Annotated in this window: 14 protein-coding genes; 8 read left to right on the top strand and 6 right to left on the bottom strand. The window is 71.6% G+C overall.

Annotation, left to right across the window (positions count from 1 at the left end; genetic code table 11):
• Positions 1-80 precede the first annotated feature (80 nt).
• Positions 81-599, top strand: a complete 519-nt coding sequence (locus LO762_RS01815) for a hypothetical protein (protein WP_230611877.1) — start codon at positions 81-83, stop codon at positions 597-599.
• A 70-nt stretch (positions 600-669) separates the two neighbouring features.
• On the opposite strand, the gene LO762_RS01810 is transcribed toward LO762_RS01815, so the two are convergent.
• From LO762_RS01810 to LO762_RS01800, 3 genes are read right to left on the bottom strand one after another with little or no spacing between them, the layout of a single operon-like run.
• Complete coding sequence (locus tag LO762_RS01810; protein WP_230611875.1) at positions 670-1440, bottom strand: succinate dehydrogenase/fumarate reductase iron-sulfur subunit; 771 nt, start codon at positions 1438-1440, stop codon at positions 670-672.
• A complete protein-coding gene (locus tag LO762_RS01805) occupies positions 1440-3323 on the bottom strand; it encodes a fumarate reductase/succinate dehydrogenase flavoprotein subunit (protein WP_230611873.1) in 1884 nt (627 codons plus the stop codon). The genes LO762_RS01810 and LO762_RS01805 overlap by 1 nt, the downstream gene beginning before the upstream one ends.
• A gap of 8 nt (positions 3324-3331) precedes the next feature.
• On the bottom strand, positions 3332-4162 hold the full coding sequence (locus tag LO762_RS01800) for a hypothetical protein (RefSeq protein ID WP_230612810.1): 831 nt from the start codon (positions 4160-4162) through the stop codon (positions 3332-3334).
• A 231-nt stretch (positions 4163-4393) separates the two neighbouring features.
• On the opposite strand from LO762_RS01800, the gene LO762_RS33300 reads away from it, so the two are divergent.
• The gene (locus LO762_RS33300; protein WP_230611871.1) at positions 4394-4969 is read left to right on the top strand and encodes a DUF4282 domain-containing protein; all 576 of its coding nucleotides are present in this window, start codon (positions 4394-4396) and stop codon (positions 4967-4969) included.
• Between the two features lie 6 nt (positions 4970-4975).
• Here LO762_RS33300 and LO762_RS01790 read toward each other — a convergent pair whose 3' ends face one another.
• Positions 4976-5269, bottom strand: a complete 294-nt coding sequence (locus LO762_RS01790) for a hypothetical protein (RefSeq protein ID WP_230611869.1) — start codon at positions 5267-5269, stop codon at positions 4976-4978.
• Between the two features lie 56 nt (positions 5270-5325).
• A complete protein-coding gene (locus LO762_RS01785; RefSeq protein ID WP_230611867.1) occupies positions 5326-6423 on the bottom strand; it encodes a glycosyltransferase in 1098 nt (365 codons plus the stop codon).
• 256 nt (positions 6424-6679) lie between these two features.
• Here LO762_RS01785 and LO762_RS01780 point away from each other — a divergent pair, with 256 nt between their 5' ends.
• The 6 genes from LO762_RS01780 (at position 6680) to LO762_RS01755 (ending at position 14526) form a co-directional block, all read left to right on the top strand.
• Positions 6680-8251, top strand: coding sequence for a serine/threonine-protein kinase (locus tag LO762_RS01780; protein WP_230611865.1), 1572 nt, complete (start codon positions 6680-6682; stop codon positions 8249-8251).
• Between the two features lie 44 nt (positions 8252-8295).
• Complete coding sequence (locus LO762_RS01775; RefSeq protein WP_230611863.1) at positions 8296-9408, top strand: response regulator receiver protein; 1113 nt, start codon at positions 8296-8298, stop codon at positions 9406-9408.
• Positions 9398-11221: an AAA family ATPase gene (locus LO762_RS01770; RefSeq protein ID WP_230611862.1), complete on the top strand. Its 1824-nt coding sequence runs from the start codon at positions 9398-9400 to the stop codon at positions 11219-11221. Before LO762_RS01775 ends, LO762_RS01770 begins: the two co-directional genes overlap by 11 nt.
• Complete coding sequence (locus LO762_RS01765) at positions 11218-11907, top strand: 4Fe-4S single cluster domain-containing protein (protein ID WP_230611860.1); 690 nt, start codon at positions 11218-11220, stop codon at positions 11905-11907. Before LO762_RS01770 ends, LO762_RS01765 begins: the two co-directional genes overlap by 4 nt.
• Entirely contained in the window at positions 11895-13283 is a 1389-nt protein-coding gene (locus LO762_RS01760; protein WP_230611858.1) for an FHA domain-containing protein, read from the top strand. Before LO762_RS01765 ends, LO762_RS01760 begins: the two co-directional genes overlap by 13 nt.
• A 238-nt stretch (positions 13284-13521) precedes the next feature.
• Positions 13522-14526, top strand: coding sequence for a hypothetical protein (locus tag LO762_RS01755; RefSeq protein ID WP_230611856.1), 1005 nt, complete (start codon positions 13522-13524; stop codon positions 14524-14526).
• Positions 14527-14589: 63 nt separating this feature from the next.
• Here LO762_RS01755 and LO762_RS01750 read toward each other — a convergent pair whose 3' ends face one another.
• A complete protein-coding gene (locus LO762_RS01750) occupies positions 14590-15258 on the bottom strand; it encodes a Uma2 family endonuclease (protein ID WP_230611855.1) in 669 nt (222 codons plus the stop codon).
• Between the last annotated feature and the right edge of the window lie 155 nt (positions 15259-15413).

Raw genomic sequence — 15413 nt, 5'->3', positions numbered from 1 at the left:
CGTGCAGGTATTGCCTGTTATCTGATCTTGTCACTACGCTTGGCGGGCTCTCTCCCCCCCTTCGTTACGAGGAGCCCCCTGTGAAGGTTCGCAAGCCCGCGCTCTTGGCCGCCACCGCGGTCCTGGCCGTCACGCCCGCCCTGACGGCGGTCGCGCCGGTGCAGGCGGCGCCGCGGATTCCGGTCGGCGCGCCCGCCGCGGCACCGGACGTCAACGCGATCATCGAAGAGGTCCTCGCGGTCCTCCCCGCGGACATCCAGGCGTACGCCCGGCAGATCCTCGCGGGCGACTACACCCAGCTCTTCCTGCTCGTCGAGGCCGTCTTCACGCTGCCGCCCGAGCAGCTGAACGCGATCTTCGGCGAGCTCCAGGTGATCGTCACCCGGGTCATCGAGGAGATCATCGGCGGGCCGCTGCCCACCGACCCGACCGCCCCGCAGCCCGACCCGGCCGCCGCGCGCGCCCCCGGCGACCCCACCGCCGTGCAGAACAAGAAGGTCGCCTGGACCCTCGACGCCCTCCTCAAGGACGCCCAGGGCCAGCGCACCGCGGGCAAGCTCGCCAACCTCATCATCACCCTCTCCGTCGCCGCCCGCTGAGGCCCGACGCGCGCACGAGAAAGGCCCCCGGTGAACACGGCGAACCGGGGGCCTTCGGCGTCGCGGAGGGTCAGGCGGGGAGTGTGTCGTCGGGCTTGCGGACAATGCCGATCTTGCTGCCGAGCCACACCAGGGGGTCGTACTTGCGGCCCACCACGCGCTCCTTCATCGGAATCAGCGCGTTGTCGGTGATCTTGATGTGCTCGGGGCAGACCTCGGTGCAGCACTTGGTGATGTTGCACAGGCCCAGGCCGAAGTCGTCCTGGGCGATCTCACGGCGGTCCAGCACGTCGGCCGGGTGCATCTCCAGCTCGGCGACCCGCATGAGGAAACGCGGACCCGCGTAGGCCGGCATGTTGTCCTCGTGGTCGCGGATCACGTGGCACACGTTCTGGCACAGGAAGCACTCGATGCACTTGCGGAACTCCTGCGAGCGCTCCACGTCGATCTGCTTCATCCGGAACTCGCCCGGCCCGACGTCGCCGCCGTCGAACGACGGGACCTCGCGCGCCTTCGCGTAGTTGAACGACACGTCGGTGACGAGGTCGCGGATGACGGGGAACGTCCGCACCGGCGTCACGGTGATCACCTCGTCCTGGGTGAACGTGGACATCCGGGTCATGCACAGCAGCCGGGGCTTGCCGTTGATCTCCGCCGAGCACGAGCCGCACTTGCCCGCCTTGCAGTTCCAGCGGACCGCCAGGTCGGGGGTCTGCGTCGCCTGGAGCCGGTGGATGACGTCGAGGACGACCTCGCCCTCGTTGACCTCCACCTCGAAGTCCTCCAGCGCCCCTCGCCCGCTGTCTCCGCGCCACACGCGGAACTTGGCCAGGTAACCCATTACGGCAGCTCCTCCTCGGTGAGGTACTTCTTCAGTTCCGCGGTCTCGAAGAGCTCCAGGAGGTCCGACCGCATCGCCGGCATCGGCTGGCGGCGCAGCGCCACCCCGCCGTCCCCGGCCAGCTCGCACACCAGGTTGACCTTGCGCCACTCCGGCGACATGCCCGGGAAGTCCTCCCGGGTGTGGCCGCCGCGCGACTCCTCGCGCTCCAGCGCCGCCTTCGCGACACACTCGGAGACGATGAGCATGTTGCGCAGGTCCAACGCCAGATGCCAGCCCGGGTGGTAGCCGCGCCCGCCGGGACCGGCGTCCTTCACGCCGACCTCCGCGATCCGCCGCCGCAGCCCGACCAGGCCCTCCAGCGCCGTCTCCAGCTCCTTGGCCGTCCTGATGATGCCGACCAGCTCGTTCATCGTCGCCTGGAGGTCGGCGTGCACCGCGTAGGGGTTCTCGCCGTCCGGGCGGGTGAACGGGTCGAGCGCCTCGGCCGTCGCCGCCTCGACCTCGGCCTCCGGGACGGCGGGGCGCGCGCCGAGCCCGTCCACGTAGTCCACCGCGCCGTCACCCGCGCGCTTGCCGAACACCAGCAGGTCGGTCAGCGAGTTGCCGCCGAGCCGGTTGGAGCCGTGCATGCCGCCCGAGCACTCGCCCGCCGCGAACAGGCCCGGCACCGACGCCGCGCCCGTGTCCGGATCGACCTCGATGCCGCCCATGACGTAGTGGCACGTCGGGCCCACCTGCATCGGCTCCTTCGTGATGTCCACGTCCGCCAGCTCCTTGAACTGGTGGTGCATCGACGGGAGCTTCCTGATGATCTGCTCGGCCGGAAGCCGCGACGACACGTCAAGGAAGACACCGCCCTGCGGGGATCCCCTACCGGCCTTCACCTCGGCGTTGATGGCACGCGCGACCTCGTCCCTGGGCAGCAGCTCGGGCGGACGGCGGTTGTTGTCCGGGTCGGTGTACCAGCGGTCGCCCTCCTCCTCCGTCGTCGCGTACTGCTCCTTGAAGACGTCCGGGATGTAGTCGAACATGAACCGCCTGCCCTCGGAGTTGGTGAGGACGCCTCCGTCGCCGCGCACCGACTCGGTGACCAGGATGCCCTTCACCGACGGCGGCCAGACCATGCCCGTCGGGTGGAACTGGATGAACTCCATGTTCAGGAGGGTCGCCCCGGCCAGCAGGGCCAGCGCGTGGCCGTCGCCGGTGTACTCCCAGGAGTTCGACGTCACCTTGAACGCCTTGCCGATGCCGCCCGTCGCCAGCACCACCGCGGGCGCCTCGAACACGACGAACCTGCCCGTCTCGCGGACATAGGCGAACGCGCCGCAGATCCGGTCGCCGTCCTTGAGGAGCCGGGTGACGGTCGTCTCGGCCCACACCTTGATACGGGCCTCGTAGTCGCCGGTCTCGGCGTGGTCCTCCTGCTGGAGCGCGACGATCTTCTGCTGGGTGGTGCGGATGAGCTCCAGGCCCGTCCGGTCGCCGACGTGCGCCAGGCGCGGGTAGGTGTGGCCGCCGAAGTTGCGCTGGGAGATCCGCCCGTCCTTGGTGCGGTCGAACAGCGCGCCCCACGCCTCCAGCTCCCAGACCCGGTCGGGCGCCTCCCTGGCGTGCAGTTCGGCCATCCGCCAGTTGTTGAGGAACTTGCCGCCGCGCATCGTGTCGCGGAAGTGGACCTGCCAGTTGTCGTTCGAGTTGACGTTGCCCATCGCCGCCGCCGCGCCGCCCTCGGCCATGACGGTGTGCGCCTTGCCGAACAGCGACTTGGAGATGACCGCGACCTTCTTGCCGCGCAGCCGCGCCTCGATCGCGGCGCGCAGTCCCGCGCCGCCGGCTCCGATGACGACGACGTCGTAGGAGTGTCGTTCGAGTTCAGTCATGAGGGCCTTCAGTTGAAGAAGCGGAAGTCGTTGATGGTGTCGCTGGCCACGAGCATCACGTAGAAGTCGGCGACGACGAGGGAGACGAGCGTGATGAGCGCGTACGTCCCGTGCCGCGTGTTGATCGCCGAGATCCAGGTCCACAGCCGGTACCTGACGGGGTGCTTCGAGAAGTTCTTCAGGCGGCCGCCCATCACGTGCCTGCACGAGTGGCAGGACAGCGTGTACAGCCACAGCAGGGTCACGTTCGCCCAGAGGATGACCGTGCCCAGGCCGACGCCGAATCCGCCGTCCTTGCCGTGGAACGCGAGGATCGCGTCATAGGTGTTGATGAGGGAGATGAGCACCGCGGCGACCCAGAAGTACCGGTGCAGGTTCTGCCCGATCAGCGGGAACCTGGTCTCACCCGTGTACCTGGCGTGCGGCTCACGGACTGCGCACGCCTGGGGGGAGAGCCAGAACGCGCGGTAGTACGCCTTCCGGTAGTAGTAGCAGGTCAGCCGGAAGAGCAGCAGGAACGGCAGGGAGAGCAGGGCGTAGGGGATGAAGAACGGGGCGCCCGCCGGGATGAACGTGCCGAACAGGGCGGCGCTGCCGGTGTACCCGTCGAGCGTCACGCTGGAGCAGGCGTCGTTGAGGCAGGGCGAGTAGAAGGGGGTGAGGTAGTGGTATTCCGGGACGAAGAAGGCACTGCCCCACATCGCCCGAACCGTGGCGTACACCACCCATGCCGTGAAGAAGACAAAGGTGAGTACGGGATATTTTCGCCAGTCGTCCGTACGGAACGTGCGTTCCTTGATCTGCGCGCGCGTCTTCGCGGGCGCCTCGACCGTCGCCATCGCCGCCTCCTCGGGGTGCAGGATGGCGACCCTACGCCTGCCGTTCACAAACGTGACACAGTTAACAACAGGTCGGGCCAATGTGATGCTCATCACAGCGGGCTTCGCCCACTTCGATAGCCCCGGGCTATGGACAGCGAGCCACCCCGGCATTGTTTCCGGACATCCGTGACTACCTATTCGCTCCCCTACCTAACCCGCCACCGGGCCCGCGCGTCCTAAGGTTGGGGGGTGACTACCCCGCCGGAGCAGCCGCGCTTCAACCCGCACCAGTACGGCGTCCGCCCCGACACGCCACCGCAGCAGACGCCGCCGCCGCAGGCGCCCCCCGGGCCGACGCCCCCCGGGCCGACGCCCCCCGGGCCGCAGCGGCCCCCCGGCCCGCCGCCGCAGTGGCAGCAGGGCGGCCCCCAGCACACCGGGCCCCAGCCCGTCCTCCCGCCGCAGGGCGACCCGCGCCCGCCCGCGGGGCCGCCGCCCGTCCGGCGCAGGGGCTTCTTCGGCTCGCTGCTGGACACCAGGTTCGACGCGATGGTCACCCCGATGCTCATCCGGGGCTTCTACATACTGTCGCTCGTTATCATCACGCTCTTCAGCATCGGGCTGTTCCTGTTCATCTGGGGACTCGGCGGCAACAACCCGTACGAGGACGCCTCGGCCTGGCCGCTCGTCATCGCGTGCGTCGTCGCCCCGCTCACCTGGATCTTCCAGGTCGTCATGGTCAGGCTGGCGCTGGAGTTCGTGATCAACCAGTTCAAGATCACCGAGGAGCTGCAGAAGATCCGGCGGAGCACCGGGCAGCGGTGAGGCGGGTCAGCCGCGCCGGGTGAGGCGGCGTCTGCGGGCCCTGGCGCGGCGGCCGGTGCCGCCGCACGTCGCGCAGTCGTGGTCGTAGCTGGCCAGTCGGCGGATCTTGATGACGCCCAGGCCCCAGCAGTCCCGGCACAGGCCGAGTTCGGCCAGATGCGCGCCGAACGCGGTGCGGTCGCCGCGGAAGCCGCAGCCCGGAGCCTTGCAGCGGATGAGCTCCAGGACGGCGTCGTAGTTCGGCCGGTGCGCGCTGCCGCTCGCGCTGTACCCGTGGTGGGCGGTCCCCTCATCGCTCATAGACCGCGCATCCTAGGGGTGCGGACCGCTGTCGGTCGACTCCGTTGCGTACTCCGTCACCTCCGCGCAAGGGGTTCCTCACCGGGCCGCAGCGTCCGCTCGTACAGCGTCTCGGTGCGCGCCGCCGCCTCGTCCGGTCCGGGGCCCAGCTCGGGCAGCGGCAGGCCCGGCGCGTACAGCAGCCCGTTGACGGTCTCCGCGAGCGCGGCGGGCGAGCGGGGCGGCACGGTGCGGCGGCCGAACAGCTCCGGCAGCGCCCCGACGGTGGTGGCGACGACGGGCCGGTGCGCGGCGAGCGCCAGCCGGGCGACGCCGGTGCGGACCGCCCTGCGGTACGGCAGCACCACCACGTCGGCGACGGCGAACCAGGCGCCGACCTCCGCCGGCGGCACGTACCCGGTGAAGACGACACGTCCGTCGAGCCGTTCGCGCGCGACGAGCCGCCGCACCCGGCGCACGTGCAGCAGGTCGCGCGCCTCGGCGAGGCGGGCCGGGCCGGTGCGCCGCCGCACGCCGCCCGCGACGACGAGCCTGGCGTCGCCGCCGAGCAGGCCGAGCGCGCTGACGAGGTCGGCGAGGCCCTTGTCGGGGTGCAGGAAGCCGAAGGCGAGCAGCACCGGCGCGTCGCCCAGACCGTGCCGTTCGCGCAGGGCGTCGGCGGTGACGGCGGACCGCTCGGGCGGCAGGCAGAAGTGCGGCACGACGGTGACGGGCACCGCCGGATCGAGCAGGGAGAGCTGCCGTGCGGCGTCCCGCGAGTGCGCGACGAGCGTGGCGCACCGGGCGGCGATCCTCCGGTACAGGACGCGGCCGGGCAGGCGCAGCACGCCGAGGTCGCGGCCGACGGCGTGCGCGGTCAGCACCACCGGGACGCCCCGCTCGGCAAGCAGGTCGAGCAGCCGCAGCAGCGCCCGGTACCGCCCGGCGTAGGCGCCAGCGGTGAACTGGACGTGCACGAGGTCGGGCCGGAACCCGTCGACGACGTCCTGGCCGAGCACCCCGACCACCTCCGGAGCCCGTCCCCCTACGGGCTCCCGCACGGCGAGCACCCCGGTGGTGTGCCCGAGCCGTTCCACCGCCCGCGCCAACACCCGCGTGTACCCGGCGACGTCGTCATGCGGCCCCCGCGGATCGGACGCCTCGTAGGGACTCACGTACAGCACCCTCATCGCCGCCGCCAAGCCATCTGCCCGCCACCCCCGGCCCGCCCTGTCCCCACCCGGAACACCGACGCGGCCCGCCACGTCACACATCCCGGACGCCCGCTCCCACCCTAACCACCCACCCCTCCCGCTACCCCGCATTCCCGACAATCCCCATCTCGACGGGCCGCTCCAGAAGTGCCGGGGAAGTGTGGGATGTCGGGGAAGTGAGCCGGGGGGCGGGGGTGGGGCGCGATAGGCTCTCGGCGTGGACGACCCGCAGTGGACGCGACGGGATCCGGGGGTTACCAGTCGGGACGGAGCCGGCCCGGAGGCGGGCGCTCCCGGCGAAGGGCTCATCCGGCTGCCGGGGGTGTTGGCGGGACGGTTCAGGGCCGAGGGGGAACTGCCGGTCCAGGGGGCCGAGTCGGATCTGCTGCTGGTCAGGGACGTCGGGGACGCCGACGGCCGGTACGTCGTGAAGATCTACCGGCGGGGGTACCGGGCGGATCCCGCGGTGTGGGAGCAGGTGCCGCGGCTGCGGTCGCGGCACGTGGTGCGGGTGCTGGAGACCGGGCACGCCGACGGGCGCGACTACGAGATCATGGAGTACCTGCCGGAGGGGAACCTCCGACGGCTCACCCGCGCGGCCAGGGTCGATCCGACCGCCGTCGTAGCACAGCTCGCCGACGGGCTGAAGGCGCTGCACGACGCGGGCATCGTGCACCGCGACCTGAAGCCGGAGAACGTGCTCGTGCGGGGCGCCGATCTTGTCATCACCGACTTCGGGCTGAGCCGGGTGCTGGAGCAGAGCGTCGTGTTCGCGTCGTCGTCGCGCACGCTCGCCTACGCGGCGCCCGAGTCGCTGTCAGGGCAGGTCTCCCCCGCGCGCGACTGGTGGTCGCTCGGGATGATCGCGCGGGAGCTCGTCACCGGCCGCGCGCCGTTCGACGGGATGAGCGAGACGGTCGTCGTCGACCATCTGGCGACCCGGCCGATCGACAACACCGACGTCGACGACCCGCACCTGCGGCTGCTGTGCCGCGGCCTGCTCACCCGCGACCCGCGGCACCGCTGGGGGTACCCGGAGGTCACCGCGTGGCTGCGCGGCGAGACCCCGCCCGTGCACGCCGAGGCGGCCGCGCCCGTCGTCCGGGTGCCCGAGGCGCGGCCTCCCGAACCGCAGCGGGTGGCGCCGTCTCCGGAGCTGAAAGCGGCCGAGGACGCTTACCGCGCCGAAGGACGGCGCGCCCTGTGGGAGCAGAAGGAGAGCGCCCGTAAGGCGGGCGCCGGTAGGGCACGCGTGCGGGCGGTGCTGTGGTCGCTGCCGTTCCTTGCGCTGTGGACGGCCGGGAGCGTCGCCGTCGAGGCGCTGTTCGGCGGCGAGCCGGACCGGGTGCGCGCCGTCAACGAGGTGCAGAAGATGCCCGTCCCGCTCGGGCTGCTCCTCACCGCGGCGGTCGCCGCGTGGCTGGTGTCCTGCGCGGTGGAGGTCGCGCTGGCGTCCCGGCAGGGCAGCGACTACCTCGTCGAGGGGCCGTGGGCGACGCTGGCGAAGGCGGCCCGGCTCACCGGGGGCGGGCTGTCCAAGACGTCGCGGGCGATGTCGGCGACGGCGCAGCGCACCGGCGCGCGCGGGTGCGGGCTCGCCCTGCTGGCCGCGACGATCCCGCTTCTGCTGCTCCTGCTCCTGCTGTCGGCCCTGAGCGCGCTCGCCTGGATGCTCTGGCTTCTGGCGATCGCGGTCGGCACCGTGGCGCACGCCGTGGGCGGCGGTCTGCGCGCGCACCGTTGGCGGACCGCGAACTCCGCACGCCGCGCCGAAGTCATAGGAGACTGACCGGACGGAATCATGAGGCGGCCGTCCCAGGGAGAGAGCGGTAGATGAGCAGTGGTGTGGAAGCCGAGATCGTGCTGGACGCGGCGGTGATCGCCAGTCTCGGCACGAACCGGCTGCTCGGCGCGGGCGCGGGGGCCGCGGCCAAGGGCGCCGAGGCGTTCGCCGCGCTCGCCGAGAAGAAGGCGGGCGCCCGCGCCGAGGCGCTCGCCGCCCTGGAACGCCACGAGCGGGCGCTGCGCGAGGCGGTGGACCGCAACGCGCGGGTGCGCGCCCTGCGCGACACCGTGCACGAGGCAGCGCGCGCGCACGGTGCCGCGGTCGCCTTGCCGCTGCCCGAAGAGCTCGACCTCATGGACAGGTCCTATGAGGAGGTCGTCGAGTGGTGCGCCGCCGTGGACCGGGCGCTCGACGAGGCCGAGAAAGCCCTCGCCGCAAGGCTCGCCGACGTCGTCGCGGCCGATCTCGTCGCGCGGGAGACGGCGGCGCCGCGCGACCGCGCCGCCGACCGCACCGCCGATCTGGCGCGGGTCCTGGCCCGGCTGCTGCCCGACGCGTCCGACGCCGACCGGGGACGGGTCCACGAGGCCGCCGCCCGAGTAGCCGGAGCCCCCACGGACGCCGAAGCCGAGAGCCTCCTCAGCGAGGTAAGGCTGCGCGTGCAGGACGCCAACGAGAACACCCGGGCCGAGCGCGCGCGCGTGAAGGCGTGGATGGCCGAACAGGAACGCGTCGCGCAGGCGGAGGCCGAGAGGCGGTACGTCCTGGAGAGCGTCACCAAGGCGTTCGAGGACCTCGGCTACGAGGTGGACACCGGCTTCGAGACGCGCACCGCCGACGACGGCGGCCTCGTCCTCACCCGCGGTGAGTGGCCGGACCAGGCGGTCAGGATGCGCCTGGAGGACGGGACGCTGCGGGCCAAGATGCTGCGCACCCGTCCCCCCGAGAGCGAGGACGACCGCCGCAGGGACGCCGAACGGGAACGCGCCTGGTGCGAGGCGTTCGAGGAGGCCAGGGAGCGGCTCGCCGCGGGCGGCCTCGGCATGGCCGTCACCTGGCGGCTGGAACCCGGCGCGGAACAGCTTCCCGTCACGGGAGAATCAGTGACACAAGCACGCCGCAAGCGGCAGAAGCCGAAGGAACGCCACGTTGAGCAATGAACAGCCGACCTTGGGCGGCCGACTGACGGGCTGGCCTCCGTTCATCCGCGAACTCGACGCCACCCTGTCCGTGCATTCGCAGTACGTCCTGTCGGGCAACCTCTACGACAGCTTCCTGTTCCCCAACGGCGGCGAGATCGCGCTCCTGCCGCTGCGCGAGCTGCTGTGGGAGGCGCTCCAGTCGAGCGGCATGTCCTGCCTGCTCAGCTACGACCCCGTCGACGGCCTGCGCGTCCACCCGGACGACGAGGACGCGCTGGAGGCCGCCGGGAAGCTGCTCGGCAAGTGGGACCCCAAGCCGTCGCTCGAGGGCCTCACCAAGCATCTGGCGGCGCTGGCGCGCCCCGCCGAGCAGGTGCGCGCCGCGTTCCTCATCGAGGGCGCGTCGCGGATCGCCGCGTCGGCGACCGACCTGCAGCCCGCCGAGCGCGACTTCTTCCGGTTCTGCGAGAAGCTGGCCCGCACCGCGCGGCCGGTCCGGGCGCCCGGCATCAGGCCGAAGCCGTTCTACAACCCGATCATCTGGCTGGCCGAGCGGCCGGGCGACCTGCCGTCCTGGCTGGTGGCCGGGAACGACGCGATACGCGAGATCGCCCTACCTCGGCCGCACCTGGGCGACCGTCAGCAGACCGCACGGCTGCTGGCCCGCGCCTTCGCCGCCGACCCCAACGAGGACCAGGCCGCGGCCGACGCCTGCGACGCGTTCGCCGAGCAGGCCGACGGCCTCACCCTCCAGTCGATGATCGAGGTCACCCGGCTGGCCAAGGAGCAGAACGTCGACCTCGCCGACCTGCCCGACGCCGTCCGCACCTACAAGCTCGGCGTGCTGGACAACCCGTGGTCGCGCGGCCACCTGCGCAAGCGCGTCCTGGACGGGGAGAAGCGGGTCCCCGAACGGGTCCTGGGGCAGCCCCAGGCCGTCACCAAGACCCTCGACATCCTCAAGCGGGCCGTGCTCGGGCTTTCGGGCGCGCAGGCCACCAAGTCCGGCTCACGGCCGCGCGGCGTGCTGTTCTTCGCCGGGCCGACGGGCACCGGCAAGACCGAGCTGGCCAAGGCGATCACCTCGCTGGTGTTCGGCGACGACGGCGCCTACCTGCGGTTCGACATGTCGGAGTTCTCCGCCGAGCAGGCCGGCGACCGGCTCATCGGCTCCCCGCCCGGCTACGTCGGACACGAGGCGGGCGGCGAGCTCACCAACGCCGTGCGGGAGGACCCGTTCCGGGTGATCCTCTTCGACGAGATCGAGAAGGCGCACCCGCGCATCCTCGACAAGTTCCTCCAGATCCTGGAGGACGGCCGCCTCACCGACGGGCGCGGCCACACCGTCCACTTCTCCGAGTCCATCCTCATCTTCACCTCGAACCTGGGGTCGTCCAAGGTGATCCCCGGCCTGGGGTACGCGGAGATCGAGCACCGGATCAAGGGCGCCATCTCCGACCACTTCACCGCCGTGCTGAACCGGCCCGAGCTGCTCAACCGGCTCGGCGACAACATCATCGTGTTCAACTTCATCGGCGCCGAGGCCGCGTCGAAGATCTTCGACCTCCAGCTGGAGAACATCTGCCGCCGCGTCACCGAGGAGCACCGCGTCTCCCTCGCCGTCAAGTCCGAGGTGCTGGGGACGCTGCGCGAGTGGTGCACGGCGGAGCTGGACAAGGGCGGCCGGGGCATCGGCATGGCCCTGGAGGCCCACTTCGTCAACCCGCTCGCGCGCGCGCTGTTCGAACGGGACCTTCAGGCAGGAGAGGAGATCACCGTGCAGGGGATCAAGCGTGAGGGCAGCATCGCCGAACTCGACATCGCCCCATGACCGGGCCGTCCACCGCCGACCCTCCCGACGCCGGGGACGTGCTTCTGCGGCTCGCGAAGACGCACCACCCGGTGACGGCGCTGGGCCCCGGAGTCCGGGCGGGCATCTGGTTCCAGGGCTGCACGCTCGCGTGCCCCGGGTGCCTGTCCACCGACACGTGGCCCGCCGACGACAGCCGGCTGCTGCCCGTCGCGGAGGTGCTCGGCTGGCTCGACGGACTCCCGCCCGTCGACGGGGTCACGATCTCCGGCGGGGAGCCGTTCCAGCAGCCAGCGGCCCTGTTGGCGCTGTTGCGGGGCATCCACGTGTGGCGCGGGTCACGCGAGTTGGACATCCTCGTTTTTTCCGGATATGTAAGCTCACGGTTGTCCCGCGTCCCGGAGTCGCGGAACATCCTGGAACTGTGCGACGCTGTGGTGACGGGGCCGTACGTGGAACGGCTCGACGACGGCTCCCCGCTCCGGGGGTCGGCGAACCAGAGGCTCGTCCCGCTGACTGCGCTCGGCAGGAAACGGTACGAACACGAGGGACACAACGGGCGGCGCATGCAGGTGTGCGTCGAGGACGGTGCGGAAGGACGGCGGGTGTATTACATCGGCATCCCGCGCCGAGGCGACATGGATCGTCTGAGCGCGGTGCTGGACGGGGCCGGAGTACGAGCCGGGGAGGCGTCATGGAGACTCTGACCTGCGAGGTCTGCCAGACCCCGCACAACCCGGGCGATCTGATCTGCCTGACCTGCGGGAACAACCTCACCCGCGGCCGGCGGCGGCGCCCGCAGCAGCCCTCCGACTCCTACGGCCAGCCGCAGCAGGGGTACGGGCAGCCCCCGCAGGGCGGCGGTTACGGCGGCCAGCCCCCGCAGGGCGGGCAGGACCCGTACGCACAGCCGCAGCAGGGCTACGGGCAGCAGCCCCAGGGCGGCCAGGGCGGCCAGGGCGGCCAGTACGGTAACCAGGACCCCTACGCGCAGCCGCAGGGAGGCGGGTACGGGCAGCCCGCCGCCGACCCCTACGGCCAGCCCCAGCAGGGCTACGGGCAGCCCCCGCAGGGCGGCTACGGCCAGCAGCAGCCCCAGGACCCGTACGCGGCCCCCCCGCAGGGCCAGGAACCGTACGCCCAGCCCCAGGGCCAGGATCCCTACGGCCAGCCCCAGGGCGGCCAGGACCCGTACGCGGCGCCCGCGCAGGGCGGCGGCTACGGCGGCCAGCCCCCGCAGCAGGGCGGCGGCTACGGCCAGCCCCCGCAGGGCGGGCAGGACCCCTACGCACAGCCGCAGCAGGGCTACGGGCAGCAGCCCCAGGGCGGCCAGTACGGCAACCAGCCCCCGCAGGGCCAGGACCCGTACGCCCAGGGCCAGGATCCGTACGCGCAGCCGCAGCAGGGGTACGGGCAGCCCCCGCAGGGCGGCGGCTACGGCGGCCAGCCCCCGCAGGGCGGGCAGGACCCGTACGCGCAGCCGCAGCAGGGCTACGGGCAGCCCGCCGCCGACCCCTACGGCCAGCCCCAGCAGGGTTACGGGCAGCCGCCCCAGGGCGGCGGCTACGGCCAGCCCCAGGACCCGTACGGCCGCCGCGGCCCGCTCGACCCGCCGCCCGCGCGGGACGGCACGCTCGTCCCGCCGGAGCACCGCCAGCAGCCCCCGCACGGCGACAGCACCGCCGCGATGTGCCCGCACTGCGAGAGCGTGCTGGTCAACCCCGCGGCCACCCAGTGCAACGTCTGCCTGAAGCCGCTGCGGCCCGGCGGCGGAGGCCCGACGCTGCGCCTCGCGTTCCCCACCGGCGAGCTCAAGGTGACCATCGGCCAGCAGCTCATCCTGGGCCGGGACGCGGGCCAGTCACCCGCCGCCTCGACCTTCACCCAGTACGACAACGTGTCGCGCAAGCACGCGACGGTGTGGCTCGACCCGTCCGGCGTCGCCAAGGTGCGCGACGAGCGCTCCACCAACGGCACGTTCGTCAACGGCGAGCGGCTCTCCCCCGGCGTCGAGGCGTTCCTCCAGGACGGCGACTCGCTACGGCTGGCCGCCGACGTCACCGGCACCGTCCACCTCACCTGACCCGGCGACGGCGCGGGGCAGCCGCTCCCGACGAAGTCGGGCTCGCAAAGCGGCTGACCCGCGCCGCATCGAACACAGCGCGGGGCCGTCGGGCACGGCCCCAGGCCGCATCGAACACAGGTTTCGGCGACGGGTGGGTGACGGTTGCGGACCGGACAGGTCACCGGCCTCTCGTTTGGAGCGGAATGTCACACGGCTTTTGTACGATCACGCCATCGTGAGTGGAGGCGAGATCGTAGTGCGTCGCATCGTCGCGGCCCTGGCCGTCCTGGCCCTGGTGCTGTTCCCCGTCCCGGCCCTGGCCGCGGACCCGCCCGTGGTGTCCGCGAGCCTGACCCTGGCCGCCGACGCCAAGTCCGTCGCCACCGGCGCGACGGTGACGCTGTCGGGCACGCTGCGCGGCAAGACGGCCGAGGGCGAGACGGTGCCGCTCACCGAGCGCGCCGTCACCGTCCAGGACGTGTCGGGCAGCACCGAGGCGCTCACCGCCACCACCGACGCGCAGGGCAGGTTCACCGTCACCGCCGCGCCGCGCTGGACCGTCACCTGGGAGGCGGTGTTCACGCTCGCGGACGAGCAGGTGTTCAGCCGCCCGGTGGCGGTGCGGGTGCTGGCCAAGGCGCTGCTGTTCGACTTCGCCGTCAAGCACAACACCAAGCAGGTCGTCACCGCCAAGGCCCGCTTCAAGCTCGGCTCCGACCGGGGCGAGGGCGCCGCCTACACCGTCAACCTGCAGTTCTCGCCGGACGGCAAGGTGTGGCGCACGGTCCAGGCGCTGCGGCCCGACCATGAGGGCCGCCTGGCCGCCTCGTTCCGGCAGGCGGCGCCCGGTTGGTGGCGGATGTCGTTCCCGGGCAGCGCCGAGTACGCGCCGGCCGTCACCAAGGTCGTCAAGGTGTGGCGGTGGAAGACGTCGATCACCGGCCTGAAGGTGACGCCGCGCAAGCTCAAGGTCGGCAAGAAGATCACCATCACGGGCACACTGAAGCGCTTTAACGCGAAGAACAAGAAAAAACCGGTCCCGTACGCGGGCCGCAAGGTCACCGCGATCTTCAAGTGCGCGCACGGCGACTCGTGGTACAGCGCCGTCACCGCCAAGACCACCAAAAAGGGAACCTTCACGCTGCGCCCCAAGACCTGGTGCGACGCCAAGTTCCAGGTCGTCTTCGACGGCACCGCCGACACCTTCCGCGCCTACTCCAGAACCCTCAAGGTAGACACCAAGGGCAAACCCCTCCTGTGACAACAGCACGGCCCGCCCCGAACCGGAGCGGGCCGTGCAGTCGCGACGGGTCAGTCGAGCGCGTCAGCGGCCGTCGGCCCGGTCCGAGCCCGCGCCCCACGGCCGCCAGTTGTCCGTCGGGATGGTCACGCCGAAGTGCTCGGGCAGCACCACCGGCTTGCCGAACTCCCAGACCTCCTCCTGGAGGTAGGCTCCGGTGGCCGCGTCCGGCACCGAGTACAGAGTCGTCCGGGCGACCTTCGGATCGCGGTCGACCAGCAGGTAGTAGGGGACCTCGGCCCGCGCGTACCCGGACCACTTGGTCTGCCTGCCGCCCGGACGCGCCTTCCGGTCCTGCGCCGCGTTGGACTTCGACGTCACCTCCACGGCCAGCTCCACCTGGTCCGCCACCCAGAGGGCGACCTGTGCGGCCTCCGCCTCCGCGCAGATCTGGCTGTCCAGCACGATCAGGTCGGGGATGTAGCCGTCCCCCACGCCCACAAGATCCGTCCCGGACCCGGTGTCCACGATCCACGGGTACTGACGGTTCAGCACCCGCGCCTCGGTGAAGGCGAAGTGGATCGCATAGACGATCCGGTTGTGGCCCACCACGGGCGCTGGCGACACGGTGATCTCCCCGTTGACGATCTCGGCTCGGAAGTCCTCGGGGAGCGGGAGATGGTCGTTGAGTTCTCCGCTGACCCAGAGGCTGTAGGGCGTGTCGGGCAGGTCGAACGGAAATTCCTTGATCATGACTCTTGTCACTTTGCGCACCTCTTCCTGCACGTTCAGCTCCGGTCTCAGCGTAGGGAATCTCAGTGACAAGGGTAGGCGGAATCAACAGAAAGGGCCCGGGTTTTCGCAGGTCACCGGGCCCTTTGTTGTCCGGGGGGACTACCCCCGGGTAA

This window comes from Actinocorallia sp. API 0066, from assembly GCF_020991275.1.
Taxonomy (GTDB): Bacteria; Actinomycetota; Actinomycetes; order Streptosporangiales; family Streptosporangiaceae; genus Actinocorallia.
The sequence above is the reverse complement of the archived record's forward strand: the minus strand, read 5'-3'. Positions and strand labels throughout refer to the sequence as shown.

Bases quoted from the DNA above. Each gene is read 5' to 3' on its own strand.
- LO762_RS01810 (WP_230611875.1), bottom strand. From the start codon at position 1,440: ATGGGTTACCTGGCCAAGTTCCGCGTGTGGCGCGGAGACAGCGGGCGA.
- LO762_RS01805 (WP_230611873.1), bottom strand. From the start codon at position 3,323: ATGACTGAACTCGAACGACACTCCTACGACGTCGTCGTCATCGGAGCC.
- LO762_RS01800 (WP_230612810.1), bottom strand. From the start codon at position 4,162: ATGGCGACGGTCGAGGCGCCCGCGAAGACGCGCGCGCAGATCAAGGAA.
- LO762_RS01790 (WP_230611869.1), bottom strand. From the start codon at position 5,269: ATGAGCGATGAGGGGACCGCCCACCACGGGTACAGCGCGAGCGGCAGC.
- LO762_RS01775 (WP_230611863.1), top strand. From the start codon at position 8,296: ATGAGCAGTGGTGTGGAAGCCGAGATCGTGCTGGACGCGGCGGTGATC.
- LO762_RS01765 (WP_230611860.1), top strand. From the start codon at position 11,218: ATGACCGGGCCGTCCACCGCCGACCCTCCCGACGCCGGGGACGTGCTT.
- LO762_RS01760 (WP_230611858.1), top strand. From the start codon at position 11,895: ATGGAGACTCTGACCTGCGAGGTCTGCCAGACCCCGCACAACCCGGGC.
- LO762_RS01750 (WP_230611855.1), bottom strand. From the start codon at position 15,258: ATGATCAAGGAATTTCCGTTCGACCTGCCCGACACGCCCTACAGCCTC.